Origin of the sequence: Variovorax sp. J22G73 (assembly GCF_030317035.1) — a bacterium.
Taxonomy (GTDB): Bacteria; Pseudomonadota; Gammaproteobacteria; order Burkholderiales; family Burkholderiaceae_C; genus Variovorax.
This window is the reverse complement of sequence record NZ_JASZYK010000009.1, coordinates 114,680-136,224: the sequence shown is the minus strand read 5'-3', so window position 1 is coordinate 136,224 and position 21,545 is coordinate 114,680. Positions and strand designations below refer to the sequence as shown.

Genomic DNA, 21,545 nt, shown 5'->3' with positions numbered 1-21,545 from the left:
AAACATGAACCCTACGACCCTCAGCGCACTCGCGGCCTTCCCCTCGCAACTGGAGGCCCACTACGCGGCCATTCCCACGGCCTACAGGCACTGGACGCCGCCCTCGTGGGAGGGCGTGCCCAGCGAGGCCTTCACCGCCATCGAGCAGCTGTGCCACGTGCGCGACATCGAGATCGAGGGCTACCACGTGCGCTTTCGCCGCACGCTGGCCGAAGCCCACCCGACGCTCGCCTCCATCGACAGCGAGCCGCTGGCCGTCGAGCGCGGCTACGGCGCGGCCGATGCGCAGAAGGTGCTGGCCGAGTTCCGCATGGCGCGCATCCAGACGATGGAAATCGTCTCCAGCCTGAGCGACGCACAACTGCAGCGCACGGCCGTGTTCGAGGGCTACGGCCCGCTCACGATGCGCAGCCTCATTCACTACCTGTGCAGCCACGACCAGCAGCATCTTGCGGGGCTGCAGTGGCTGGCCGGCAAGATCGACGCGTCGACCGTGGGCACCTAACCCTTCCAGGAGCCTTCATTCATGGGCAACCGACTTTCACAGATCGCCACCCGCACGGGCGACGACGGCACCACCGGCCTGGGCGACAACACGCGCGTGCCCAAGGACCATTTGCGCGTGCACGCGATGGGCGACGTGGACGAGCTCAACTCGAACATCGGCGTGTTGCTGTGCGAGCCGCTGCCAGAGCCTGTTCGCGAGCTGCTGGTCGATGTGCAGCACCAGCTCTTCAACCTGGGCGGCGAGCTGTCGATGCCGGGTTTCACGTTGCTGAAGGCCGATGCGCTGCTGCAGCTGGACAACGCCCTGGCCGAGCACAACGCCGTCCTGCCGCGCCTGGCCGAGTTCATCCTGCCGGCCGGCACGCGCGCGGCATCGCTCGCGCATGTGTGCCGCACGGTGGCGCGCCGGGCGGAGCGCGCGGTGGTGGCGCTGGGCGCGAACGAGCAGCTCAACGACGCGCTGCGGCAGTACCTCAACCGGCTCAGCGACCTGCTGTTCGTGCTCGCGCGCGTGCTCAACCGCATGGACGGCGGCGACGACGTGTACTGGAAGAGCGAGCGCATGGCGCGCGCGGCGGCAGAGGCTGAAGCCGCTGAAGCAGATACCAAGGAGGCCCCATGAAATTCACGAACACCTTTCGCGCATCGCTCGCCCTGTCCGCAGTTCTCGCGCTGTGGCTGCCCATCGGCGCGCAAGCCCAGAGTGCCGACAACCCGCCCAAGGCGCAACGCGCCCACACCCTGAAGGCCCCCGCCCGCAACGGCACCGTCGTGGGCAGCGTGCAGCGCGGCACCAACGCGGCGGGCCGTGGCGTGAACCGCGCGGACGCCGCCACGCGGCGCGGTGTGAACAACGTGTCGGAGAAGGCCAGCCGGCCGGTGCGCAACGTGGGCGAGGCCTTCGGTCGCAAGCTGTCGCCGGGGTCCAGTGGGCGCGCGCGTCCACCGGCTGTGGGGCCTCAAGGCAACGCGCCTTGATTGATTGATTGCTGGGGGCACCGCATCGGCGTGCGCCTTCAGTGCAGTTGGCGATCGGCCACGACCCGACCGCGTGGCCCGGTGAACACGCCAACGAATCCAACGCAGAGACACATGGCAAGAAACGTCGAGATCAAAGCCCACATCGACAGGATCGACAGCATCGATCGCATCGCAACCGTCGCTGCAACGCTCGCCGACCAGGGCCCCATCGAGATCGCGCAGGACGACACCTTCTTCCGCTGCAACGACAGCGCGGACCGCCTCAAGCTGCGCACCTTCGCACCAGACCGCGCCGAGCTCATCTTCTACCGCCGCGCGAACAGCAGCGGGCCGAAGGAATCGTTCTACCTGATCACACCTTGCAGCACACCCGACGCGCTGCGTGAATCGCTCACGCTCGCGTGGGGCCAGGCCGGTCGGGTGCGCAAGCAACGCCGCCTGTTCATCGTGGGCCGCACGCGCGTGCACCTCGACCGGGTCGAAGGGCTCGGTGAATTCCTCGAGCTCGAGGTGGTGCTGGAAGAGGGCGAGTCCGCGCAGGCCGGCACCGCCGAAGCGCACGCGCTCATGGCGCGGCTGGGCATCGGTACCGAGCAGCTGGTGCAGGGCGCGTACGTCGACCTGTTGAACGCGCGATCGGCCGCGGCCGATTAGCGCCAGCCCGCGGCCTTCAGCTGGTCGGCCAACAGCTGCGCGACCTTTTCATAGCCTCGTGCATTGGCATGGATGCGGTCGGAGCGCAGCGACGCATCCGACAGCACGCTCGAATACACGTTGGGCACCAGCAGCGCCTGCTGCGACTTCGCGACCTCTTCGTAGAACGGCGCATCGCTGAGCGAGCCCACGGCCGCGCGCATCGCGTCCGGTGCCGGCGTGGCCAGCACGGCCACGTAAGGGGTGTGGGCGCGCGCCTGCGTGATCAGCGCCGCGAGGTTGTCGCGCGTGGCCGTGGCCGACACGCCGCGCAGCATGTCGTTGCCGCCGATGCCGATCAACACCGCGTCGTAGCTCGTCGCACCCAGCAGCGCGGGCAGGCGCTGCAGCGCGCCTTCGGAGGTGTCGCCGTTGACGCCTTCGTTGTCGATCTGCCAGCCCGTGAGCTCGCCCAGTTTCACGGGCCACGCCGCATCGGGCGGCGCGCCGTAGCCGTGCGTGAGGCTGTCGCCGATGGCCAGCACGCGGGCGTCGGACTTCAGCGCGGCGGCTGCCGGCTTGCGCTTGCCGCAGGCTGAAAGAAGGGCCAGGGCAGACGCCGCTGCGCCCAGGTGGAGAAGGTGTCGTCGCTTCATGTGGCGCGCAGCATAAACGCAGCCACGCGGCCCGCGCGCGCTTGCCCCTTTGCGCGAAAAGCGCATAAGCCTCCCCGTTTTTGTTCGTTCCCGGGCGTGGGGCGCAGGCGAAGAATCGCGGCCCTGCACCTTCTTTCATCACGGGGTTCGACACCATGTTGCTGCTCAATCGCCACCGCTTCCTGCGCCATGTGGCTGCGCTCTCCGCCGCGCTCTCCGCCGCCTTGCTGGCGGCACCGCTGGTGGCCTGGGCCGCGCCCGCCACCGGCGAGCCGGTATGGTTCGGCGTGAGCGGGCCGCTCACCGGGCAGAACGCGCAGTACGGCGCGCAGTGGAAGGCGGGCTTCGACCTCGCGCTGGAGCACATCAACGCGCAGGGCGGCATCCATGGCCGGCCGCTGGCCTACAACTTCGAGGACAGCCAGAGCGATCCGCGGCAGTCGGTGGCCATCGCGCAGAAGCTGGTGAACGACAAGCGCGTGCTCATCGAGCTGGGCGACTTCTCGAGCCCGGCGTCGATGGCGGCCTCGCCCATCTACCAGCGCGCGGGGCTGGTGCAGCTGGGCTTCACCAACTCGCACCCCGACTTCACCAAGGGCGGCGACTACATCTGGAGCCCGTCGATCAGCCAGGCCGACGCGCAACCGCTGCTGGCCGAGCTCGCGGTGAAGACGCTGGGCTTCAAGCGCATCGCCGTGCTGTACCTGAACACCGACTGGGGCCGCACCAGCAAGGACGTGCTGGTGAAGGCCGCGCAGGAGCGCGGCGCGCAGCTGGCCATCGCCGAGGGCTACCAGCCCGACGAGAAAGACTTTCGCTCGACGCTGGTGCGCGTGCGCGACGCCAACCCCGACGGGCTGGTGCTCATCTCCTACTACCCCGACGGCGCGCTCATCGCGGGCCAGGTGCGCAGCGTGGGCCTGAAGCAGCCGATCGCGGCGGTGGGCTCGGTGTATTCGCCGAAGTTCATCGAGCTCGGCGGCGCGGCCGTGAACGGCATCCACACCAACACCGCCTTCTACCCCGAAGAGCCGCGCCCCGAGGTGCAGGACTTCGTGAAGAGCTTCCGCGCGAAGTACGCCAAGGAGCCCGACGCGTTCAACGCGTATGCATACGACGCGGTGGTGTACGCGGCCGCGGCGCTGCGCCAGGCCGGCCCCACGGCCGACCGCAAGGCGGTGCGCGACGCGTTCTACAAGATCAAGGACGTGCCGAGCGTGATCTTCGGCAAGGCCAGCTTCGATGCGCAGACGCGGCGGGTCATCGGGGTGAAGAGCGTGAACCTGGTGGTGAAGGACGGCAAGTGGGCGCAGCTGGACGAGAAGGCGGCCGTGGCTTCGACTGCGAAATGAGCGCGTTTCGGTTTTATCCCCTCTCCCTTTGGGAGAGGGTCAGGGTGAGGGCCGACGGCCTTGCAACATCGCGCGGGTTTGAATGCCGCGTGCCCTCACCCCAACCCTCTCCCGCAAGCGGGAGAGGGAGCAAGGCAGGGAGAGAGGTGGTGGTGCCTTTCGAGGCCACGCCATGAGCTTCACCTCCTTCTTCGACTACACCGTCAACGGTCTCATCATCGGCAACATCTACGCGTTGCTGGCGGTGGGCCTCGCGTTGATCTTCGGTGTCTCGCACCTCATCAACTTCGCGCACGGCTCGGTGTACACCGTGGGCGCGTACATCGGCTGGGCGTCGATCACCTACCTGCACACGCCGCTGCCCGTGACCATCCTGCTGGTGGTGCTCGGCTCGGGCGCGTTGGGCATGCTGATCGAACGCGTGGGCCTGCGCCCGCTGCAGGGCGCGGCGCGCATCGCGCCGCTGCTGGCGACCATCGGCATCAGCTTCGTGCTCGACATCCTGGTGCAGCTGGTGTTCAGCCCCGACCCGCGCTCGCTGCCCACGCAGCTGCCCGACTGGCGCCTGCAGATCGGCACCGGCACCATCGGCGCGCTCGACCTGCTCATCGCGGGCATCGGCATCGCCAGCGCCACGGTGCTGTTCGGCTTCCTGCGCTTCACCAAGCTGGGCTGGGCCGTGCGCGCCACCGCGCAAGACCGCGATGCGGCGCAGCAGATGGGCGTGGACGTCGACCGCGTGAACCAGGCCGTGTTCGCCATCGCGGCCGCGCTGGGTGGGCTCTCGGGCCTGCTGGTGGGCATGTACTACAACAACATCAGCCCGGCCATGAGCTTCCAGGCCACGCTCAAGGGCGTGGTGGCCACGGTGGTGGGCGGCGTGGGCAACGTGCCGGGCGCCATCGTGGGCAGCCTGCTGCTGGGGCTCATCGAAAGCTACGGCGTGGCCATCCTGGGCACGCCGTACCGCAACCTGTTCGCCTTCGCGCTGCTGCTGGTCATCCTGGTGTGGAAGCCCAACGGCCTGTTCGGGCGCAAGCGCGCGCTGCCGCCCGAGCCGCTCACGGGCACCTTCATCGCGCCCAGCAAGCCGTGGCGCGTGCCGCCGCGCGTGCTGCTCGCGCTGTTCGCCGCGGCGGTGGCCTTGCCGCTGTTCGATCCGTCGCCCTACCTGCTGCAGACGCTGACGAATGCGTGGCTCTACGGCGCGCTCGCGCTCAGCCTCACGCTGGTGGCCGGCACCATCGGGCAGATCTCGCTGGGGCACGCGGGGCTGCTGGCCATTGGTGCGTATGCCTCGTCGCTGCTGGTGCTCGACCTGCACCTGCCGGTGGGCACGGGCATCGTGGCGGCGGGCATTCTCACGTCGCTGATCGGCACGGCGCTGATCTTTCCGGCCTTCAGGCTGCGCGGGCACTACGTGTCGATCGCCACGCTGGGCATCGGCGAGATCGTGGCGCTCACCATCCTCAACTGGGAAAGCCTCACGCACGGGCCCATCGGCGTGTCGGGCATTCCGCCGCTGTCGCTGTTCGGGCGCGATGCCTCGTCGAACGAGGCCATCTACTGGGCTTCTTTGGGTGCGATGGTGCTGCTGGCCCTGCTGCAGTGGCGTCTGCTGCGTTCGCACCTGGGCCGCACCTTCCGCGCGGTGCGCGAGGACGAGGTGGCCGCGCGCGCCTACGGCGTGAGCCCCGACCGCTACAAGGCGCTGGCCTTCGGCTTCGGCGGCTTCGCGGCCGGCGTGAGCGGCGCCTTCACCGCGCACATGTACTCGTACATCAACCACGAGACCTTCGGCTCGCAGATCTCGATCCTCGCGCTGACGATGGTGATCCTGGGCGGGCTCGGGAACATCAGCGGCGCGCTGCTGGGCGCGGTCGCGCTCGTGAGCCTGCCGGAGCTGTTCCGCGTGACGGCCGAGTACCGCATGCTGATCTACGGCGTGGCGCTGCTCCTGCTGATTCGTTTTCGCCCGCAAGGTCTGCTGGGCACTGTCTGAAAGAACCACAACCATGAGCCACCTGAACGACTACCTCGCCGAGAAACGCGCCGCCGTGCTGGCACGCAATGCCGCCGTCGAGGCGGGCACCGCCCAGCCCGCGCAACTGAAGGCCAGCGTGAAGGCCGAAGGCCGCAGCGGCGTGCGCCGCCTGCGCATTCGCGAGCACCAGGTCATCAGCGACAGCCCGCCCGATTTCGCGGGCTACAACCTGGGCCCGAGTTCGCCCGAGCTGCAGCTGGGCGTGCTGGGCACCTGCGTGACGCACATCTTCCTGATCCACGCGGCCGAGCGCCAGGTGCCGCTCGAAAGCCTCGAGGTGGAGGTCACCGGCGTCATCGACCCGCGCGGCGGCAAGCCGGGCCACGAGCAGACGCCCATCTGGCCGCACGAGATCGGCTACACGGTGCACATCGACTCGCCCGCAAGCCGCGAAGACATCGACGCGCTGTTCGAGGCGGTGGAGCGCAACTGCCCCATCCTGAACCTGCTGCGCAACCCGCAGACCATCCGCGCCGAGGTGAAGCTCGTGAACTCGAAGGCGAAGGCCGCCCATGTCGCCAACTCCCTCGCTGCTTGACATCCGCGGCATCACGCGCCGCTTCGGCGGGCTCACGGCCGTCAACGCCGTGGACCTGCACGTGGGCGAGGGCGAACTGCTCAGCGTGATCGGCCCGAACGGCGCGGGCAAGACCACGCTGTTCAACCTGGTGACCGGCCTCGACCGGCCCGACGAAGGGCAGGTGCTGTTCGACGGGCAGGACATCACCGGCCTGCCGGCGCAACAGCTCGCGCAGCGCGGGCTGGCGCGCACCTTCCAGCACGGGCGCGTGTTCGCGAACCTCTCGGTGCTCGACAACGTGCTGGTCGGCGCGCACACGCGGCTGCGCGCCGTCAAGCCGCGCATGGGCAGCGTGCCCGGCCTGGGCGCGCTGGCCGAACTCGCGCTGGCGCTGGTGCAGCCCGCTGCCGTGCGCCGCGAGGAAGAGGCCTTGCGCGAAGAGGCGCGCGAGATCATCGCGCTCTTCGGCGAGCGCCTGGCGCCGCGCGTGGACCATCCGGCCTACAGCCTCTCCTACGCCAACCGCCGCCGCGTGGAGATCGCGCGGGCACTGGCGCTCAAGCCGCGCCTGCTGCTGCTCGACGAGCCCACCGCGGGCATGAACGAAAGCGAGACGGCCGAGATGCTGGAGATCATTCGCGGCCTGAAGGCGCGCGGCCAGACCATCCTGCTGATCGAGCACAAGCTCGACCTGGTGATGCAGCTGTCGGACCGCGTGGCCGTGCTCGACGACGGCCGCAAGATTGCCGAAGGCCTGCCCGACGACGTGCGCAACGACCCCGCGGTGATCGAGGCCTACCTGGGCCATCGCCATGTGGGCACGGCCGGCGCGCCGAAGGCGCAAAACATCCGGGATACCCAAGAGGCGGTGCCCGCATGATCGCCACCGTCGCCCGCTCCGGCCTGGCGCCCCCTCCCCAGCGGGGAGAGGGTTGGGAGGGGTGGGAGGGTTGGGAGGGGTGGGGCGAGGACCTGCCCGAACGCACGGCCGTGCCCGCTTCCGGCGGTGCGGCACACCCGGTGCTGCAACTGAAGAAGATCAACAGCTTCTACGGCCCCGTGCAGGCCCACTTCGACCTCGACATCGAGGTGCGCCAGGGCCAGATCGTGAGCCTGCTCGGCGGCAACGCCAGCGGCAAGTCGACCACCATGAAGATCGTGCTCGGGCTGCTCAAGCCGCGCTCGGGCGAGGTGAACTTCAACGGCGCTTCCACGCTCGGGCTGAGCACGCCGCAGATCATCCGCAAGGGCATCGGCTCGGTGCCCGAGGCGCGCAGGCTGTTCCCCGCGATGACGGTGCGCGAGAACCTGCTGATGGGCGCCTATGCGCGCAACGACCGGAAGGCCGTGGCCGAAGACCTGGAGCGCATGCTGGCGCTGTTCCCGCGCGTGGCCGAGCGCATCGAGTTCCAGGCCGGCACGCTGTCGGGTGGCGAGCAGCAGATGGTGGCCATGGCGCGCGCGCTCATGGGCCGCCCCAGGCTCATCTGCATGGACGAGCCGACCATGGGCCTGTCGCCGCTGTACGTCGACAAGGTGCTGGAGCTCATCGCGCGCATCAACGCGCAAGGCGTGTCGGTGTTCATGGTCGAGCAGAACGCGAGCCTGGCGCTGCAGATCGCGCACCACGGCTATGTGCTGCAGACCGGGCGCATCGTGCTCTCGGGCCCGGCGAAAGAGCTGCTGGCCGACGCGCGCATCCGCGATGCGTACCTGGGCGGCGAGGGCGCCGCGCGCACGGCCTCCTGACTCAAATTTTCCGATTCAGACAACCCACAGAGAAACACACCCATGTCCCTGAAGCTCGACCACATCGTCATCGCGGTGCACGACCTCGAACGCACCATTGCCGACTACGGCGCGCTCGGCTTCCACGTGGTGCGCGGCGGCGACCACCCGGGCCGCGCCACGCACAACGCGCTGGTGGTGTTCGCCGACGGCAGCTACTTCGAGCTGATCGCGTGGCGCGAGCCGTCGCCCACCGAGCGTTGGTGGCAGCTGCTGCAACGCCACGGCGAAGGCATCGTCGACTTCGCGCTGCTGCCGCCCAGCACCGCCACCACCGTGGCCGATGCGAAGGCACGCGGCCTGCTGCTCGAAGGCCCGCTCGACGGCGGACGGGTGCGGCCCGATGGTGAACGCCTGCGCTGGCAGACGGCACGCTCGCCGTCTGCGGACTTGCCCTTCCTGTGCGGTGACCTCACGCCACGCGCATTGCGCGTGCCCGAAGGCGAGGTGCGCGTGCATGCGAACGGCGCGCTCGGCGTGGCCAGCTTGGCCATTGCCGTGCGTGACCTCGATGCGACGCTGGCGCGCTATCGCGCCTTGCTGGGCACTGCGATCGGCACTGATGCTGAAGACGCCGGCACGCACATCGGCGAGCCCGTGGCGCTGCCGGGCAGCAACGTGCGCGTGGCGGTCATCGTGCTGGGCGGCAGCGTGCTGGTGCTGTCGTCGCCGCGCGAGAACCCGTCGAATGCATCGCGCGCAGGGGAGGGCGGCGACGCGCTGGCGCAGCGCATCGCGGCGCGCGGCGAAGGCCCCTACGCGCTGGTGCTGCACACCGACAAGCCGCAGTCGACCGGCGCCTTCGACCTGGCACGCACGCATGGGGCGTTGATCGAACTCGACCTGCCGCCGGTCGGCCGCAAGGCGAAGAACGCCAGCGTGACAAACGCCTGATGGGTGCGTGAACTGAGCGCTTGCTGAGCCTCAGGCGGCGCGCTCGCGCAGCTGGAACACGTTGCCCTCGGGGTCGTGCCCGTCGCAATGGCGCCAGCCGTTGAAGGCCCACTCGGCCTGCGGCGGCTTCAATGCACCACCGCCTTGCGCGGCCAGCGCGCGCGCCGCCTGAAGGCTGGCCACCGGAAAGATGAACTTCAGCGCGGTGTTCTCGCGGGGCACCGGCGGATTCGCGATCTGCACGCTGGCCGCGATGCCCGCGTTCATCGCGACAATGAAGAGCTGCAGCGCCGACGACTCGAGGCTCGCATGGCCGGGCTCCGCGTGCGTGAGCGCGAGCCCCGCGACGCTCGCGTAGAACGCGCTCACGCGCGCCACGTCCTTGGCATAGATCACGGCGGCGGCTTGTTCGGGCATGTGCATTCTCCTGATGGCTTCTTCATTGTTGTTCGGCTACCTCGTTTCGATTTTGCCAGCGGGCCTGCTCGCGCTGGCGTTGCTGCTGGCCATTCCGCGGGCTCTGATGGGTGCGCGCGTGGCGGTGCACATGGGGTTCTTCATCTTCGCGCGCGATGCCATGAGCCCGGCGGGCTTCTGGCAGTTGGACGCGGGCTCGATGCGGCTGAGCGCGCCCGCGCCCGTGCTGCTGGCATTGGCCGGCATGTCCGCCGCGTTGTTCGTGGGCGTGGCGTGGCTGGAGCGCGTGACGTGGTGGCGCGGTGTGCGGCTGGGGCCTTCCTTGTCGTGGGGCGTGCTGGGGGCCGCGGTCATCACCGCGCTGGCGGCCGGCTTGAAGACGGCTGCGGGCCTGCCTTCGTTGCCCGCACCGAGCGCGGCGATGCTCGCGCCGATGCTTGTCTTCGCGCTGCTCGGCAATGCGTATGAAGAGCTGCTGTTCCGCGGCATGCTGCAGCAGCGCCTTGCGCAGCACATGCCGGCGGTGCGCGCGGCGATCGCGTCCGGCGTGTTGTCAGCCTGTGCCATGCATGGCTGGCGTTCTTGGTCACGCGCGCGGGCGTGCCGGTGTTGGTGTTCACGCTGATCGAAGGGCTGGTGGCGGCCTGTGTGTTCAACCGCGCGGGCCTGCTCGCGGCCACGCTGGCGCACGGCCTGGCGATTGCCGTGCTGGCGAGCGGCGTGTACTGAAGGGCGGTGCCGGGGCCTTGTGCCGAGCGCCTTGAAGGACAAGGCCCCGCGCGGATACCAGCGCTTACCTGATTTCACCTGACCGCGACCTGAAGTGCCCGAAGCGGACACAAGCGGGGCACACAATGGACTTCGTCATCAACGCATCAAGGAGTTCAGATGATCCGCAATTCAAAGAGCATGGCCGTTGCAGCCGCGGCGCTTGCGATGTGCATGGCCGCGGGGAGCGCCTTTGCGCAAGACCGTCGCTTCGACGGCCGGCCGGGCGATGGCCGTGACGGCCGCTTCGAGCAGCGTGGCCCCAATTTCGATCACCGCGGCGGCCCTCCGGGCTATCGCGGCAACCAGGACTTCCGCGACGGCCGCCAGTTCGATCGCCGTGGCTTCCCGCAACCGCACGCCGAATGGCGCCGCGGCGGACGCATTCCGCCCGAGTACCGTGGCCGCAACTACGTGGTGCAGGACTGGCGCTCGTACCGCCTGCAGCAGCCACCGCGTGGCTACCAGTGGGTGGGCGTGGGCGGCGACTTCGTGCTCGCGGCCATTGCCACCGGCGTGATCGCGAACATCATCGCAGGCCAGTAAACAGACGCTGTTCCGGCCCTCTCACGCAAAGAACGAACGCCGCAGGCCTGAAGGCTTGCGGCGTTTTTTTCGTTGGGGTCAGACCAGCGCGGTGGGCGCCGACTGGGCGCACACATTGCGCCCGGTGATGGTCAGGCGAAGCCCGCCACCGTGCCATTCGAGCCAGTTGAGGGCCACGTAGGCGTCGATGTCGGCGTCGTCGATGCGGTCGGCTTGGCGGCTCTGCAGCAGTTCCACCGTGGCGGGGAGGGCCCGTTTGAGCCGCTCTCGGCGCTCTGCGGCATCTGCCGCCTTGAGGGCGGCCCTTGTTTGCTGTTGCTGCTGCTGCGGGGTCGATGCCATTGCTGATCCGTTCCAGGAAGCCAGGGAATTAACCCGAATGTACGCCGCCTGTGTGAACCTGCATTCTTCTTTTTTAACCTTTCTGTCGTCCGCAGTACACACCTCGGCCCCGACCGCGATGTGCCACTGGACAGGCTCTAGATTTCGTAGTGCGAGGCCTTGGCCTCGTCGCCCAGCGCCTTTTCCACCACCGCGCGCGTGAGCGTGGGGGCGAACGATTCGATGAACGCATACACGTACTTGCGCAGGTAGGTACCCCGTCGCACCGCCAGCTTGGTGAGGTTGATGCCGAAGAGCCGCCCCGCGTCGAGCGCGCGCAGCTGCGTGTCGCGCTCGGCTTCGTACGCCACGCCGGCGACGATGCCCACGCCCAGGCCCAGCTGCACGTAGGTCTTGATCACGTCGGCGTCCATCGCGGCCAGCACGATGTTGGGCTGCAGCCCGCGCTGCTCGAAGGCCTCGTCGATGCGCGAACGGCCCGTGAAGCCGGTGTCGTAGGTGATGAGCGGGTACCGCGTGAGCGCGTCGAGCGTGAGCGGCGCGTCCAGCAGCGGATGCCCGGGCGGCACGATCACCGAATGCGTCCAGCGGTAGCAGGGCAGGGCGACCAGCTGCGGGTAGTCGCCCAGCGCCTCGGTGGCGATGCCCACGTCGGCCTCGCCGTCGAGCAGCATCTGCGCGATCTGCTTGGGCGAGCCCTGGTGCAGGTGCAGTTTCACGTTGGGGAACTGGCTGCGAAATTCCTGCACCGCCACCGGCATCGCATAGCGCGCCTGCGAGTGCGTGGCCGCCACCGAGAGCAGGCCGCTTTGCTGCGCGACGAACTCCTGGCCCGCGTGCTTGAGGTTGCTGCTCTCCATGAGCATGCGCTCGATGATGGGCAGCACGTGGCCGCCGGGCTCGGTGAGCCCGGTGAGCCGCTTGCCGGCGCGCACGAAGAGCTCGATGCCGAGCTCTTCCTCGAGCTCGCGGATCTGCCGGCTCACGCCGGGCTGCGAAGTGTGAAGGGTGTGGGCGACTTCGGTCAGGTTGAAGCCGCAACGAACGGCCTCGCGTACCGAGCGCAGTTGTTGGAAGTTCATCTGCCGCGGAGGTGAGTCAGGAGAGTCAGGGCCCCGGATGAGGCTGAGGCGCGATTCTCGGCAGAAGTGCTTATTCGGGGAACGATGCGTTTGTTGGTTTCACATGAGCAAAACATCTATCGACGGGTGCGAACCCTTTCCTTCGGCTGCTGGAGCCGTTGCTTGTGTTTTCGCACGACTGTGCTAAAGTTCGCCGCATGGACGCCAAGACCCAGAAAAGCGAACTCACCCGTGCCGCCATCGTCGGCGCGGCGATGACCCTTGCGCTGGCCGAAGGGCTGGAAGCCATCACGCTGCAGGCCGTGGCCAGCCGGCTGGGCTTGTCCAAGAGCGGCGTGTTCTCGCGCGTGGGTTCGCGCGAAGCGTTGCAGAAGGCGGTCATCGAGGAGTACGGCCGCGGCTTCCTGGCCGAGGTGTTCGTGCCCGCCATGCAGAAGGCCAAGGGCCTGCCTCGGCTCAACGAGATCGTGTCGCGCTGGATCGCCCGCACCCGCGACGTCGAGATGCACACCGGATGCCTCTACATGGCCGGTGCCTTCGAGTTCGACGACCGCGAAGGCGAGCTGCGCAACGTGCTGTTCGACGAGGTCACGCGCTGGCGCGCCGCGCTGCGCCGCACCGTGCTGCAGGCCATGGAAACCGGCGAGCTCAAGGCCGACACCGACCCCGCGCAACTCGTGAGCGAGCTCAACGGCGTGATGATGACCCAGCTGCACGACGCACGCTTTCTGCGCGACCCGCAGGCCACGGAGCGTGCCACGTCGACGTGGCGGCGCCTTCTTTCCAGCTACCTCGCCTGAGCCGCTGAACGAAGCGGACAACGCACCACCCCGTTCATTTGCCGATATTTCGCACACACGTGCGATAAAAGGAGAAGCACCATGCTGATCATTGCCCTCTTGCTTGCCGCCTACGCGGTGGTCCTCGGTGTGCGGGGCGCGTGCGACACCCTGCGCAGCCTGCCGCGCAGCAACCGCGACTGGGTCTGGTACTGAACGCCATGACGGCCCCTTCAACCTCGCCTGCCGCTTCGACTTCCGCCGCGGGCCACGCCGCGCAGTCGAACTACTACCGGCCCGGCCGCCCGATGCGCGCCTTGCGCTTCGGCCTGACCACCTCGCAGCGCCTGTGGCCCGCGCTGGGCGTGCGCGCGGCCTACCGCCTGTTCGGCACGCCGTTGCCGCTCAAGTGGATCTACCGTGGCCAGGGGCCGGGCGTCGAATGGCGACGCGAAGGCTGGGCCTTCGAGCACGCCAGCGTGGGCATCTACCACCTGGCCGCGCAAGACTCGGGGGCCGAGTCGCCACCCGTGGTGCTGCTGGTGCACGGCTGGGGCGGCCACGCAGGGCAGATGCTGCCGCTGGCGCAGACCCTGGCCGCCGTGGGCCTGCGGCCGGTGCTGCTCGAGCTGCCGGCGCACGGCCGCAGCGCCGGCACGCTGAGCAACTCGGCGCAGTTCGCGCGGGCCATCGCCTACGTCGCGGCCCGGCTCGCGGCGGACGGCCATGCGCTGCGCGCCGCCGTCGCGCACTCGCTGGGCGCCAACGGGCTGGCGCTGGCCGCGGCGCGCGGGCTGCCGGCCGAGCGGCTCGTGCTGCTGGCGCCACCCGCGTCGCCACGCGAGTACACGCGCTACTTCGCCCACACCTTCGGCCTGAGCGAGGCCACGCGCCTGGCGATGCAGCGGCTGTTCGAAGCGCGCGAAGGCGTGCTCATGCCGCAGCTGGAGCCGGCCGCCGTGGGCCCGCGCATCGCGCAGCCGACATTGATCGTGCACGACCGCGAAGACCGCGTGAACCGCTTCGCCGATGCCGAGGCCTACCGCGATGCCATCGCCGGCGCGCGGCTCGTGGCCACGCAGGGCCTGGGGCATCGACGCATCCTGAAGGGGCAAGAGGTGCTCGCGCAGGTCGCGCGGTTCCTGGCGCAGCCCTAGAGGTCGCGGAGAGCGTGGGCGAGAAGGGGCGCCCCTACACTGCGCGCCAACCGTGGCCTTCGCCATGAACCGCACTCGCACCGACCACACATGGGCAATCGTTCCTGGCTCTATTTCGAACACGGCAATGACGACGAACAGGCATCGGCCGACGAAATCGCCGACGCCAACAACAACTTTCCCGTTCTCTGGCAGATCCTGCTGGCCGATGGTGCGGCTGGCGATGCCATCGACCGGCAGCGCGTCTTCGGCGATGCCGGCACCGACAACCTTGCCAGCGACGCGCACGCCGCCCTAGCGCGCATCCGGCGACTGCATGCCTTCGTCGAGCGGCATCCGATGCTGCACACGCTGCCGCAAGTCGTGCTGCAGTTCGAGGCGCTGGCGCTGCACCTGGCCCAGCTGATCGACCAGGCCCCACAAGACAGCTCGCCTCGCATCTCGGCCAACCTCGACGAGCTTTCCTGGCTCGGCGGCGAGTCCGAGGCCGAGAGCTTCATCGAACGCCAACGCCACGCGTGCAACGAGCGCTGGGCCGAGGTGCGGCGCTGCATCGACAGCGGCAACCACCCGGGCGTGGATGCGGCGCTCGGCGTCCAGCGCTTCGCGGACTGGGAAACCTGGGCCTGGCATGTCGGCTTCGGTGGCATCTCCCATGCGTACTTCGACGGCTACGAGCCACCGCGCGACGAGCGCTTCGCCGACTTCGAAGACGAAGAGACCGAAGAGAGCGGCGACGGCCTCGACTACGACGACCACCTGGCCGGCGATCTCTGGCGCTTCGAGGTCGATGGCCGATGGGGCGTGATGCGCGTCCCACAGGACGACAACGGCAACGACGACAACGGCGACCGCAGCCGGCGCATCACCCTGGTCGAGCCCGCGTGGGACGACATCCGGCATGCCGGCGCGAACGACCCGCGCCTGCTCTGGATCTCGCTGCACGGGCGCTCGGGCCTGCTGCTGGCCGACGCCGATGCGCCGCGCGTGCTGCTCGAACCGCAGCTCGACGAAGACTGGAACTTCGAGGACGACATCGCCACGGCCTTGGTCGGCGACCACATCGGCCTGCTGCGCACCGACGGCAGCTGGCTGCTGGCGCCTTCGGTCGACGAGGTGTGGAGCTTTGCCGAAGGCATGGTGCGCGCCCGCGTGGGCGAGCGCATCGGCTATGTCAACCTGCAGGGCAGGTGGGCCATCGCGCCGCGGTTTGCCGAGGCCGAAGACTTCGCTCCCTGCGGCCTCGCGCCCGCGCGGCTGGAGGAAGAGGGCGACTGGGGGCTGGTGCGCGCAGACGGCGAATGGGCCGTGCCGCCGAGCTTCGATCTTTTGCAATGGCGCCACGACTGGGAGGCGTTCGAGGCCACGCGCGGCGGCAAGACCGGCCTGCTCGACGCGCAAGGCCGCGTGGCCATCGAGCCGGTGTACACGCAGATCGAACTGCTGGGCGAGTACCCCGTCGAGCTGCTGCAGTCCGACGACGAACGCGATGCGGGGAAAGACCGCGAACCCGAGGCGCCGCGGCCCAAGCGCTTTGCCGTGGAACGCGCGGAAGGCGAGTGCGGCCTGGTCGACGCGCTGGGCCGCGTGCTGGTGCCTTTCGACTACGGCCTGTTCGAGACGCTGGAGCCGCTGACCGGCGAGGAACGCGTGCACGCCATGGTCACGCGCGACCTGGTGCGCGTGGCGTCCAAGGGCGGCCGCAAGGCGAAGAACGCGCCGTGGCTGCGCGGCATCTACGACGTTGCCGCGGGCCGCGAGCTGGTGCCTTGCGAGCACCGCACGCTGCTGCCGCTGACGTGGGGCACGCAGGACATCGGCTGGCTGGTGGCGCAGCCGCTGGCGCGCTCAGCGAAAGCAGCCAAGGGCCAGCTGGCCGTGGGCATCCTGCGCGCCGATGGCACCACGCTGCACCCGCAGGCCTACCCGTGGATCGCGACGCCGGTGTCGGTCTCCGATGGTTGGTACTCGGTGGTGGTGCGCTCCGAGCTGCGCAAGCGCTGGAGCGCCGGCGAGCCGGTGAAGGCCGCGCGCAACGACCGCGACGTGTACGTGTGGCTGCATGCCGACGGCCGCGAGCAGCCGCACACCGAGCACATGGCCGCGCGCCATGCCGCCGGCGACATGAAGGCCGCGTACGAGCTGGCCTGCCACCTGCGCGACGGCGAGGGCGTCGATGCCGATCCGCGCGAGGCCCTGCGCTGGATGGCGCGCGCCGCCGGCGTGCGGGAACCCGGCGACGCGCCCACGGCCGCCTCGCCCGAAGGCCTGCCCGAAGCCATGCGCGAGCTGGCGACGATGCTGCGCAGGGATGCCGCAGACGGCGCGGACGGCGAAGGCACCGCAGACATGGGCGCCGACGCCGTCATGGCGCGCGCGTGGCTGCTGCACGCCGTCGCGAACGGCGGCGCCGACGATGCGGCCACGCAGGCCCAGCTCGGCTTCGCGCTGTGCGAAGGCGTGGGCGGCGAGCGCGACCGGGCAGCCGGCATGCGGCACTACGCGCTGGCGGCCGAGCGCAACAGCGCCATGGCGCTGTTCAACCTCGGCATCGCGCACAAGGTCGGCGAACACGACGAATCGGGCGAGCCCGACCTGCCATTGGCCATCGACTACTTTCGCCGCGCCGAAGCGGCCGGCGATGCCGACGCCACGCTGCAGCTCGGCGGCACGCTGCGCGCCCACGCGCTGGCGCTGGCCGAACAAGGCCGCGCACAACCGGAGGTCAACGCCCTGCACGCCGAAGCCCTCTACGCGCTGCAGAAGCTGGCCGAGGACGACGACAAGCGCCTGCAGGGCTGGGCCTGCTACGAGCTGGGCCTGATGCGCTTCCGGGGCCAGGGCGCGCCGCGCGACGCCGCCGCCGCCGAGCGCTGGCTGCTTACCGGCGCCGCGCTGGACGACTGCGACGACAACCGCGAGAGCCAGGGCCCCTGCGTCGAGGCGCTGGCCGAAGAACTCTACGGCGACCCCGGCAGCCCGCTCTTCGACGAGGCCAAGGCCCGCGCGTGGACGCAGCGCCTGCAGGCGCTGAGTGGCGCTACCACGTCGGGTGCACCGGAGTGAACACCGGCTTGAACAGGTGCCGCCGCACGATCTCGCCGTAGCCGCGGTAGTAGAAGTTGCCGTTCGCAGCCAGCACCGCCGCGCGGTGCCTGCGGAAGTACACCGGTATCTCGTACCAGGGCATGGTCGGCGCGCGGTGGTGCACGTGGTGCAGGTTGTTGAACAGGTACAGCAGCCCGAACACCACGTTCGATTCGACGATGGCCACGCGCTCGTGCGGCGTGTCGGCCCAGCGGTGCTCTGTGAAGGTGCGCAGCGAGCCCAGCATCATTCCCGGGTACACGAAGTACAGCAGGTACTCGCCCAGCCCCATGCCGCACACGGCCACGACGAAGTACAGCACCGGCGCCACGCTCAGCGCGTGCCAGCCCCAGGTCGGCAGGCGAGAAAAGTTGCCTGAGAACACCTGGGCGGTTTCGAAGCGCAGCAGCTTCCACAGCCGCAGGAACGGCCCCAGCACCACGCGGAACGCGATGGTCTGGTTGGCCATGTAGATCCAGCGCCACACCGGCCCGTAGCCGGCCCAGGCGGGCGCGGAATGGTAGGCGCTTTCGTTGTCGCGCTCGGGGTGCGTCAGGTGGAAGTTGACGTGGTGCGAGCTGTGGCCGCGGTTGTAGAACGGGTAGGGGAGCCACAGGTTCAGCGGCGGCCACACCACCGCGTGGCGCAGCCATTTCGGCAGGTGGCGCATCGCGTGGATGCTCTCGTGCTGCAGCGAGAAATGCAGCTGCGCGAGAAAGCCGCCGAGCACGAACAGCGCCCACCCCGGCAGCGCCGCATGCCACCACAGCAGCGCGGCCCATGCGGCATAGAGCGCGCCGGCCAGCAGCAGCGTGGGCACCTCGTAGTGCCACCACCAGTGGCGGCGCGCGAGGGGCTTGTCCGTGGGGGGCGTGGCAGTCGATGTCATGGTGATGACCGCATGCTAGGTAGCAAGCGGGCGCTTGCATGCGCGCTTTTCGCATAAGCATGAACGTGAAACTTCGTTCGCCCCGGCGCGGGGTGCGGCCTACGCTCGCCGGCTCTGTCGTGCTCCGGTGTTCCCGTGTTCCTGCCTCCAATGAAAAAACTACTGATCCGCGTGGCCCTCGCGCTGCTCGCCGCACTTGCCGTCGATGTGCAACTGCATGCCGCCACCGTGGACGACTACCCCGCGAAGACCATCCGCGTGGTGGTGCCTTACCCCGCCGGCGGCATCGCCGACAAGATCGCCCGCGAGGTCGCCGAGCAGCTCCAGCAGCGGCTGAAGCAGCCGGTGGTGGTCGAGAACCGCAGCGGCGCGGCCGGCAACATCGGCTTCGACTTCGTGGCGCGCCAGCCGGCTGACGGCTACACGCTGCTGCTGGCGCCGGCGTCCAACCTCACGGTGCAGCCCGCGCTCTTCAAGCAGCTGAGCTACGACCTCGCGCGCGACTTCACGCCCGTGTCGCTGCTGGTGCAGACGCCGCAGGTGCTGCTGGTGAACCCCAGGCTGCCGGTGAACACGCCGCGCGAGCTGATCGACTACTCGAAGAAGAACCCCGGCAAGGTCAACTACGGCATCAGCGTGGGCGCGTACTCGCACCTGGCGGGAGAACTGCTGAAGACGCAGACCGGCGCCGACTTCACCGCCATTCCCTACCAGGGCAGCGCGCCGGCCCTCAACGACCTGCTCGCGGGCCAGACGCAGTTCATCTTCAACGAGGTGGTCACCGCCATTCCCTTCGTGAAGGCCGGCACGCTCAAGCCCCTGGCCGTGGCCTACAAGACGCGCGCGCCGTGGTTGCCCGACGTGCCCACCACCGCCGAAGCGGGCCTGCCCGACTTCGAGGTGACCTCGTGGTACGGCGTGGTGGTGCGCAGCGGCACGCCCGCGCCGCTGGTGCAACGCCTGTCGCGCGAGCTGCGCGACATCGTGCAGGGCGCGGACTTCCGCAAGCGCTACGACGACATCGGCGCCTTCACGGTGGGCAGCTCGCCCGAGGAGTTCGGCCGCTTCATCCGCAGCGAGACCGTCAAGTGGACGGCGGTGGTCAAGCAGGCCGGCATCCAGCCCAACTGACATCCGAGAATGCCCGCATGAGCCCGACCGCGACACACATCTCGCCCGACGAACTGTTCGCGCTGCTGCTTGCAGAGCCCTTGGCCGAGCCTTTGACTGAGCCCGTGGTGGAGCTTGCCGTGCTCGACGTGCGCGAGACGCGCTGGTTCGTGCAGCGCCACCTCAACCTGGCGCGCAACGCGCCCTTCAGCGGGCTCGAGCCGCAGGTCGGCGCGCTGGTGCCGCGCCGGTCCACGCCGGTGGTGCTGATCGACGAGCTGGGCGCGCCCGAGGGCGTGGCGCGGCAGGCCGCCGCCGTGCTCGCCCGGCTGGGCTACACCGACGTGCGCACGCTCGCGGGCGGCCTGCAGCGCTGGCTGGCCGAGGGGCTGCCCGCCATCGACGGCTACGGCACGCTGGTGAAGGCCTTCGGCGACCGCGTGCGGCTGCACTACGGCACGCCGGGCCTGCCGGTGGAGGCGCTGCGCGAGCGCCTGCGCGAAGGCCGGCCGACCACGCTGGTCGATGCGCGGCCGCGCGCGGAGTTCGAATTCCTGTCGCTGCCCGGCGCGCGCAACCACCCGGGCACCGAGCTGGCGCTGCGGCGCTTCGAGCCGGACGGCCGGAATGTCGGAGCCGACGATCACCTGTGGGCCATCAACTGCTTCAGCCGCACGCGCGGCATCGTCGGCGCGACCACGCTGCGGCTGCTGGGCCGCGCGAGCGACGCCGTGTTCGTGGAAGACGGCGTGATGGACTGGGGCCTGCACGGCGCGCCCACCGTGCAGAACGCCGCGCCGCAGGACGAGCTGCCGCCCGAATCCCCGGCGCTGCTGCGTGGCATCGCCGACGACCTGCTGCGCAGCTTCGCCTTGCCCCTGGCGGACGCGGCGCAGCTGGCCCGCTGGCGCAACGACGGCGCCCGCACCCTCTACGTGTTCGACGTGCGGCCCGAGGCCGACCCCGCGCTGGCCGGCACCGGCCTGCGCCACGTGCCCGGCGGCCAGCTGCTGATGCATTTCGAGAACCTCGTGGGCACGCGGGGCGCGCGCATCGTGCTGGTCGACGATCCGGCCCACCGGCTGCGCGCGGCCATCACCGCTTTCTGGCTCACGCAGCTGGGCCAGGCCGAGGTGCATGTGTACGACGGCGAGTTCCTGCCGGCGCAGGCCCCGGCGGCGCCGTCGGCGGCCGTCGACGACGCGCCGCCGCCCGTGGCGCCCGATGCCTTGGCCGAACTGCAGGCGCGCGGTGCGGCCGCGGTCATCGACGTGGGCCCCAGCCTCGACTACGAGCGCGGCCACCTGGAGGGCGCGCTGTACTTGCTGCCGGCCTCGCTGGACGCCCTGGCCCCGCTCGCGGCCCAGGCCACGGCCGGCCGCACCTTCGTCTTCACGTCGCCCGACGGCACGCTCGCGGCCCGCGTGGCGCGCGATGCGCGACGGCGCTGGCAGGGTGCACAGGATTCAGGGGCGGTATTTACCTGGCTCCAGGGCGGAACGCAGGGCTGGAAGGCATCGGGCCGGCCGCTGGCCACCGCCTTCGCGCCGGACCAGCTGCTGACCCCCTTCGACGACGACTGGGGCTCGGTGATGCGCGTCTTCGGTCCGCGCCGCGATGCGGCCTGGGCCGACTACCTCGCGTGGGAACGCGCGCTGTCCGAACGGGTCCTGCAGGACCCGTCCGTGCGCTTTCGCTTCTTCGCCCTCAGCGCGCGCCGGCCGGCGCAGGCGCAGGGTCGGGCAGCTCGATCTTGATGTCGAGCACTTCGAGGTTGTCCTGGGTTTCCAGGTGCACCTTGATGTCGTCGGGGTTGATCGACACGTACTTTGAAATCACCGCCACCAGCTCGCGCTGGAGTTCGGGCAGGTAGTCGGGCCGCTTCTTGCCGCTGAGGCTGGAACGCTCGTGCGCGAGGATGATCTGCAGCCGCTCCTTCGCGACGCTGGCAGTCTTCTTCTTTTCGCCCAGCAGGAACGAGAGAAAGGACATG

The 21,545-nt window shown here is 69.6% G+C and carries 24 protein-coding genes; 18 read left to right on the top strand and 6 right to left on the bottom strand.

The window, feature by feature from the left end; translation table 11 throughout:
• Positions 1-4 precede the first annotated feature (4 nt).
• The 4 genes from QTI51_RS27670 (at position 5) to QTI51_RS27655 (ending at position 2,142) form a co-directional block, all read left to right on the top strand.
• Entirely contained in the window at positions 5-505 is a 501-nt protein-coding gene (locus QTI51_RS27670) for a DinB family protein (RefSeq protein ID WP_116911901.1), read from the top strand.
• Between the two features lie 21 nt (positions 506-526).
• The gene (locus QTI51_RS27665) at positions 527-1,129 is read left to right on the top strand and encodes a cob(I)yrinic acid a,c-diamide adenosyltransferase (RefSeq protein ID WP_116911764.1); all 603 of its coding nucleotides are present in this window, start codon (positions 527-529) and stop codon (positions 1,127-1,129) included.
• The gene (locus QTI51_RS27660) at positions 1,126-1,485 is read left to right on the top strand and encodes a hypothetical protein (protein ID WP_116911765.1); all 360 of its coding nucleotides are present in this window, start codon (positions 1,126-1,128) and stop codon (positions 1,483-1,485) included. The genes QTI51_RS27665 and QTI51_RS27660 overlap by 4 nt, the downstream gene beginning before the upstream one ends.
• A gap of 114 nt (positions 1,486-1,599) precedes the next feature.
• Positions 1,600-2,142: a class IV adenylate cyclase gene (locus tag QTI51_RS27655; protein WP_116911766.1), complete on the top strand. Its 543-nt coding sequence runs from the start codon at positions 1,600-1,602 to the stop codon at positions 2,140-2,142.
• On the opposite strand, the gene QTI51_RS27650 is transcribed toward QTI51_RS27655, so the two are convergent.
• The gene (locus QTI51_RS27650; RefSeq protein WP_116911767.1) at positions 2,139-2,777 is read right to left on the bottom strand and encodes a GDSL-type esterase/lipase family protein; all 639 of its coding nucleotides are present in this window, start codon (positions 2,775-2,777) and stop codon (positions 2,139-2,141) included. The genes QTI51_RS27655 and QTI51_RS27650 overlap by 4 nt on opposite strands.
• Positions 2,778-2,932: 155 nt before the next feature.
• Here QTI51_RS27650 and QTI51_RS27645 point away from each other — a divergent pair, with 155 nt between their 5' ends.
• The 6 genes from QTI51_RS27645 (at position 2,933) to QTI51_RS27620 (ending at position 9,375) form a co-directional block, all read left to right on the top strand.
• Positions 2,933-4,129, top strand: coding sequence for an ABC transporter substrate-binding protein (locus QTI51_RS27645; RefSeq protein ID WP_116911768.1), 1,197 nt, complete (start codon positions 2,933-2,935; stop codon positions 4,127-4,129).
• A 172-nt stretch (positions 4,130-4,301) separates the two neighbouring features.
• Positions 4,302-6,131 carry an ABC transporter permease gene (locus tag QTI51_RS27640; protein WP_116911769.1) on the top strand — a complete coding sequence of 610 codons (1,830 nt, stop codon included), beginning with the start codon at positions 4,302-4,304 and terminating at the stop codon, positions 6,129-6,131.
• Positions 6,132-6,144: 13 nt separating this feature from the next.
• Positions 6,145-6,711 (top strand): OsmC family protein, encoded by a 567-nt coding sequence (locus QTI51_RS27635; RefSeq protein ID WP_116911770.1) that lies wholly within the window; start codon positions 6,145-6,147, stop codon positions 6,709-6,711.
• Positions 6,686-7,573 (top strand): ABC transporter ATP-binding protein, encoded by an 888-nt coding sequence (locus QTI51_RS27630; RefSeq protein ID WP_116911771.1) that lies wholly within the window; start codon positions 6,686-6,688, stop codon positions 7,571-7,573. Before QTI51_RS27635 ends, QTI51_RS27630 begins: the two co-directional genes overlap by 26 nt.
• Complete coding sequence (locus QTI51_RS27625; RefSeq protein ID WP_286516852.1) at positions 7,570-8,442, top strand: ABC transporter ATP-binding protein; 873 nt, start codon at positions 7,570-7,572, stop codon at positions 8,440-8,442. The genes QTI51_RS27630 and QTI51_RS27625 overlap by 4 nt, the downstream gene beginning before the upstream one ends.
• Before the next feature lie 42 nt (positions 8,443-8,484).
• Positions 8,485-9,375 carry a VOC family protein gene (locus QTI51_RS27620; protein WP_116911773.1) on the top strand — a complete coding sequence of 297 codons (891 nt, stop codon included), beginning with the start codon at positions 8,485-8,487 and terminating at the stop codon, positions 9,373-9,375.
• Between the two features lie 30 nt (positions 9,376-9,405).
• Here the strand turns inward: QTI51_RS27620 and QTI51_RS27615 are convergent, their stop codons facing one another.
• Positions 9,406-9,792, bottom strand: coding sequence for a VOC family protein (locus QTI51_RS27615; protein WP_207786769.1), 387 nt, complete (start codon positions 9,790-9,792; stop codon positions 9,406-9,408).
• A gap of 13 nt (positions 9,793-9,805) precedes the next feature.
• Between QTI51_RS27615 and QTI51_RS27610 the strand changes: the two genes are divergently transcribed.
• The 3 genes from QTI51_RS27610 to QTI51_RS27600 all read left to right on the top strand — a co-directional run bounded on the left by QTI51_RS27610 (position 9,806) and on the right by QTI51_RS27600 (position 11,106).
• Complete coding sequence (locus tag QTI51_RS27610) at positions 9,806-10,417, top strand: CPBP family intramembrane glutamic endopeptidase (RefSeq protein WP_132748924.1); 612 nt, start codon at positions 9,806-9,808, stop codon at positions 10,415-10,417.
• Entirely contained in the window at positions 10,393-10,521 is a 129-nt protein-coding gene (locus tag QTI51_RS27605; RefSeq protein ID WP_286516851.1) for a hypothetical protein, read from the top strand. The genes QTI51_RS27610 and QTI51_RS27605 overlap by 25 nt, the downstream gene beginning before the upstream one ends.
• A gap of 159 nt (positions 10,522-10,680) precedes the next feature.
• Positions 10,681-11,106: an RcnB family protein gene (locus QTI51_RS27600; RefSeq protein ID WP_116911776.1), complete on the top strand. Its 426-nt coding sequence runs from the start codon at positions 10,681-10,683 to the stop codon at positions 11,104-11,106.
• 78 nt (positions 11,107-11,184) lie between these two features.
• Here the strand turns inward: QTI51_RS27600 and QTI51_RS27595 are convergent, their stop codons facing one another.
• Complete coding sequence (locus QTI51_RS27595; RefSeq protein WP_116911777.1) at positions 11,185-11,448, bottom strand: hypothetical protein; 264 nt, start codon at positions 11,446-11,448, stop codon at positions 11,185-11,187.
• 137 nt (positions 11,449-11,585) lie between these two features.
• On the bottom strand, positions 11,586-12,530 hold the full coding sequence (locus QTI51_RS27590; protein WP_116911778.1) for a CysB family HTH-type transcriptional regulator: 945 nt from the start codon (positions 12,528-12,530) through the stop codon (positions 11,586-11,588).
• Between the two features lie 197 nt (positions 12,531-12,727).
• Between QTI51_RS27590 and QTI51_RS27585 the strand changes: the two genes are divergently transcribed.
• The 3 genes from QTI51_RS27585 to QTI51_RS27575 all read left to right on the top strand — a co-directional run bounded on the left by QTI51_RS27585 (position 12,728) and on the right by QTI51_RS27575 (position 17,532).
• The gene (locus QTI51_RS27585; protein ID WP_116911779.1) at positions 12,728-13,330 is read left to right on the top strand and encodes a TetR/AcrR family transcriptional regulator; all 603 of its coding nucleotides are present in this window, start codon (positions 12,728-12,730) and stop codon (positions 13,328-13,330) included.
• A gap of 200 nt (positions 13,331-13,530) precedes the next feature.
• Positions 13,531-14,466 (top strand): alpha/beta fold hydrolase, encoded by a 936-nt coding sequence (locus QTI51_RS27580; protein ID WP_116911780.1) that lies wholly within the window; start codon positions 13,531-13,533, stop codon positions 14,464-14,466.
• 90 nt (positions 14,467-14,556) lie between these two features.
• Positions 14,557-17,532, top strand: coding sequence for a WG repeat-containing protein (locus QTI51_RS27575; RefSeq protein ID WP_116911781.1), 2,976 nt, complete (start codon positions 14,557-14,559; stop codon positions 17,530-17,532).
• Here the strand turns inward: QTI51_RS27575 and QTI51_RS27570 are convergent.
• The gene (locus QTI51_RS27570; protein ID WP_116911782.1) at positions 17,507-18,442 is read right to left on the bottom strand and encodes a fatty acid desaturase; all 936 of its coding nucleotides are present in this window, start codon (positions 18,440-18,442) and stop codon (positions 17,507-17,509) included. The genes QTI51_RS27575 and QTI51_RS27570 overlap by 26 nt on opposite strands.
• Before the next feature lie 150 nt (positions 18,443-18,592).
• On the opposite strand from QTI51_RS27570, the gene QTI51_RS27565 reads away from it, so the two are divergent.
• On the top strand, positions 18,593-19,573 hold the full coding sequence (locus QTI51_RS27565; RefSeq protein WP_116911783.1) for a Bug family tripartite tricarboxylate transporter substrate binding protein: 981 nt from the start codon (positions 18,593-18,595) through the stop codon (positions 19,571-19,573).
• Positions 19,574-19,590: 17 nt separating this feature from the next.
• A complete protein-coding gene (locus tag QTI51_RS27560; RefSeq protein ID WP_116911784.1) occupies positions 19,591-21,309 on the top strand; it encodes a rhodanese-like domain-containing protein in 1,719 nt (572 codons plus the stop codon).
• On the opposite strand, the gene minE is transcribed toward QTI51_RS27560, so the two are convergent.
• A complete protein-coding gene (gene minE / locus QTI51_RS27555; RefSeq protein ID WP_116911785.1) occupies positions 21,260-21,544 on the bottom strand; it encodes a cell division topological specificity factor MinE in 285 nt (94 codons plus the stop codon). The two genes, QTI51_RS27560 and minE, sit on opposite strands and share 50 nt — an antisense overlap.
• Between the last annotated feature and the right edge of the window lies 1 nt (position 21,545).

Bases quoted from the DNA above. Each gene is read 5' to 3' on its own strand.
- QTI51_RS27630 (WP_116911771.1), top strand. From the start codon at position 6,686: ATGTCGCCAACTCCCTCGCTGCTTGACATCCGCGGCATCACGCGCCGC.
- QTI51_RS27655 (WP_116911766.1), top strand. From the start codon at position 1,600: ATGGCAAGAAACGTCGAGATCAAAGCCCACATCGACAGGATCGACAGC.
- QTI51_RS27565 (WP_116911783.1), top strand. From the start codon at position 18,593: ATGAAAAAACTACTGATCCGCGTGGCCCTCGCGCTGCTCGCCGCACTT.
- QTI51_RS27575 (WP_116911781.1), top strand. From the start codon at position 14,557: ATGGGCAATCGTTCCTGGCTCTATTTCGAACACGGCAATGACGACGAA.
- QTI51_RS27610 (WP_132748924.1), top strand. From the start codon at position 9,806: ATGGCTTCTTCATTGTTGTTCGGCTACCTCGTTTCGATTTTGCCAGCG.
- QTI51_RS27580 (WP_116911780.1), top strand. From the start codon at position 13,531: ATGACGGCCCCTTCAACCTCGCCTGCCGCTTCGACTTCCGCCGCGGGC.
- QTI51_RS27615 (WP_207786769.1), bottom strand. From the start codon at position 9,792: ATGCCCGAACAAGCCGCCGCCGTGATCTATGCCAAGGACGTGGCGCGC.
- QTI51_RS27595 (WP_116911777.1), bottom strand. From the start codon at position 11,448: ATGGCATCGACCCCGCAGCAGCAGCAACAGCAAACAAGGGCCGCCCTC.
- QTI51_RS27625 (WP_286516852.1), top strand. From the start codon at position 7,570: ATGATCGCCACCGTCGCCCGCTCCGGCCTGGCGCCCCCTCCCCAGCGG.
- QTI51_RS27650 (WP_116911767.1), bottom strand. From the start codon at position 2,777: ATGAAGCGACGACACCTTCTCCACCTGGGCGCAGCGGCGTCTGCCCTG.
- QTI51_RS27635 (WP_116911770.1), top strand. From the start codon at position 6,145: ATGAGCCACCTGAACGACTACCTCGCCGAGAAACGCGCCGCCGTGCTG.
- QTI51_RS27660 (WP_116911765.1), top strand. From the start codon at position 1,126: ATGAAATTCACGAACACCTTTCGCGCATCGCTCGCCCTGTCCGCAGTT.
- QTI51_RS27585 (WP_116911779.1), top strand. From the start codon at position 12,728: ATGGACGCCAAGACCCAGAAAAGCGAACTCACCCGTGCCGCCATCGTC.
- QTI51_RS27560 (WP_116911784.1), top strand. From the start codon at position 19,591: ATGAGCCCGACCGCGACACACATCTCGCCCGACGAACTGTTCGCGCTG.
- QTI51_RS27570 (WP_116911782.1), bottom strand. From the start codon at position 18,442: ATGACATCGACTGCCACGCCCCCCACGGACAAGCCCCTCGCGCGCCGC.
- QTI51_RS27600 (WP_116911776.1), top strand. From the start codon at position 10,681: ATGATCCGCAATTCAAAGAGCATGGCCGTTGCAGCCGCGGCGCTTGCG.
- QTI51_RS27645 (WP_116911768.1), top strand. From the start codon at position 2,933: ATGTTGCTGCTCAATCGCCACCGCTTCCTGCGCCATGTGGCTGCGCTC.
- minE (WP_116911785.1), bottom strand. From the start codon at position 21,544: ATGTCCTTTCTCTCGTTCCTGCTGGGCGAAAAGAAGAAGACTGCCAGC.
- QTI51_RS27640 (WP_116911769.1), top strand. From the start codon at position 4,302: ATGAGCTTCACCTCCTTCTTCGACTACACCGTCAACGGTCTCATCATC.
- QTI51_RS27665 (WP_116911764.1), top strand. From the start codon at position 527: ATGGGCAACCGACTTTCACAGATCGCCACCCGCACGGGCGACGACGGC.
- QTI51_RS27620 (WP_116911773.1), top strand. From the start codon at position 8,485: ATGTCCCTGAAGCTCGACCACATCGTCATCGCGGTGCACGACCTCGAA.
- QTI51_RS27590 (WP_116911778.1), bottom strand. From the start codon at position 12,530: ATGAACTTCCAACAACTGCGCTCGGTACGCGAGGCCGTTCGTTGCGGC.
- QTI51_RS27670 (WP_116911901.1), top strand. From the start codon at position 5: ATGAACCCTACGACCCTCAGCGCACTCGCGGCCTTCCCCTCGCAACTG.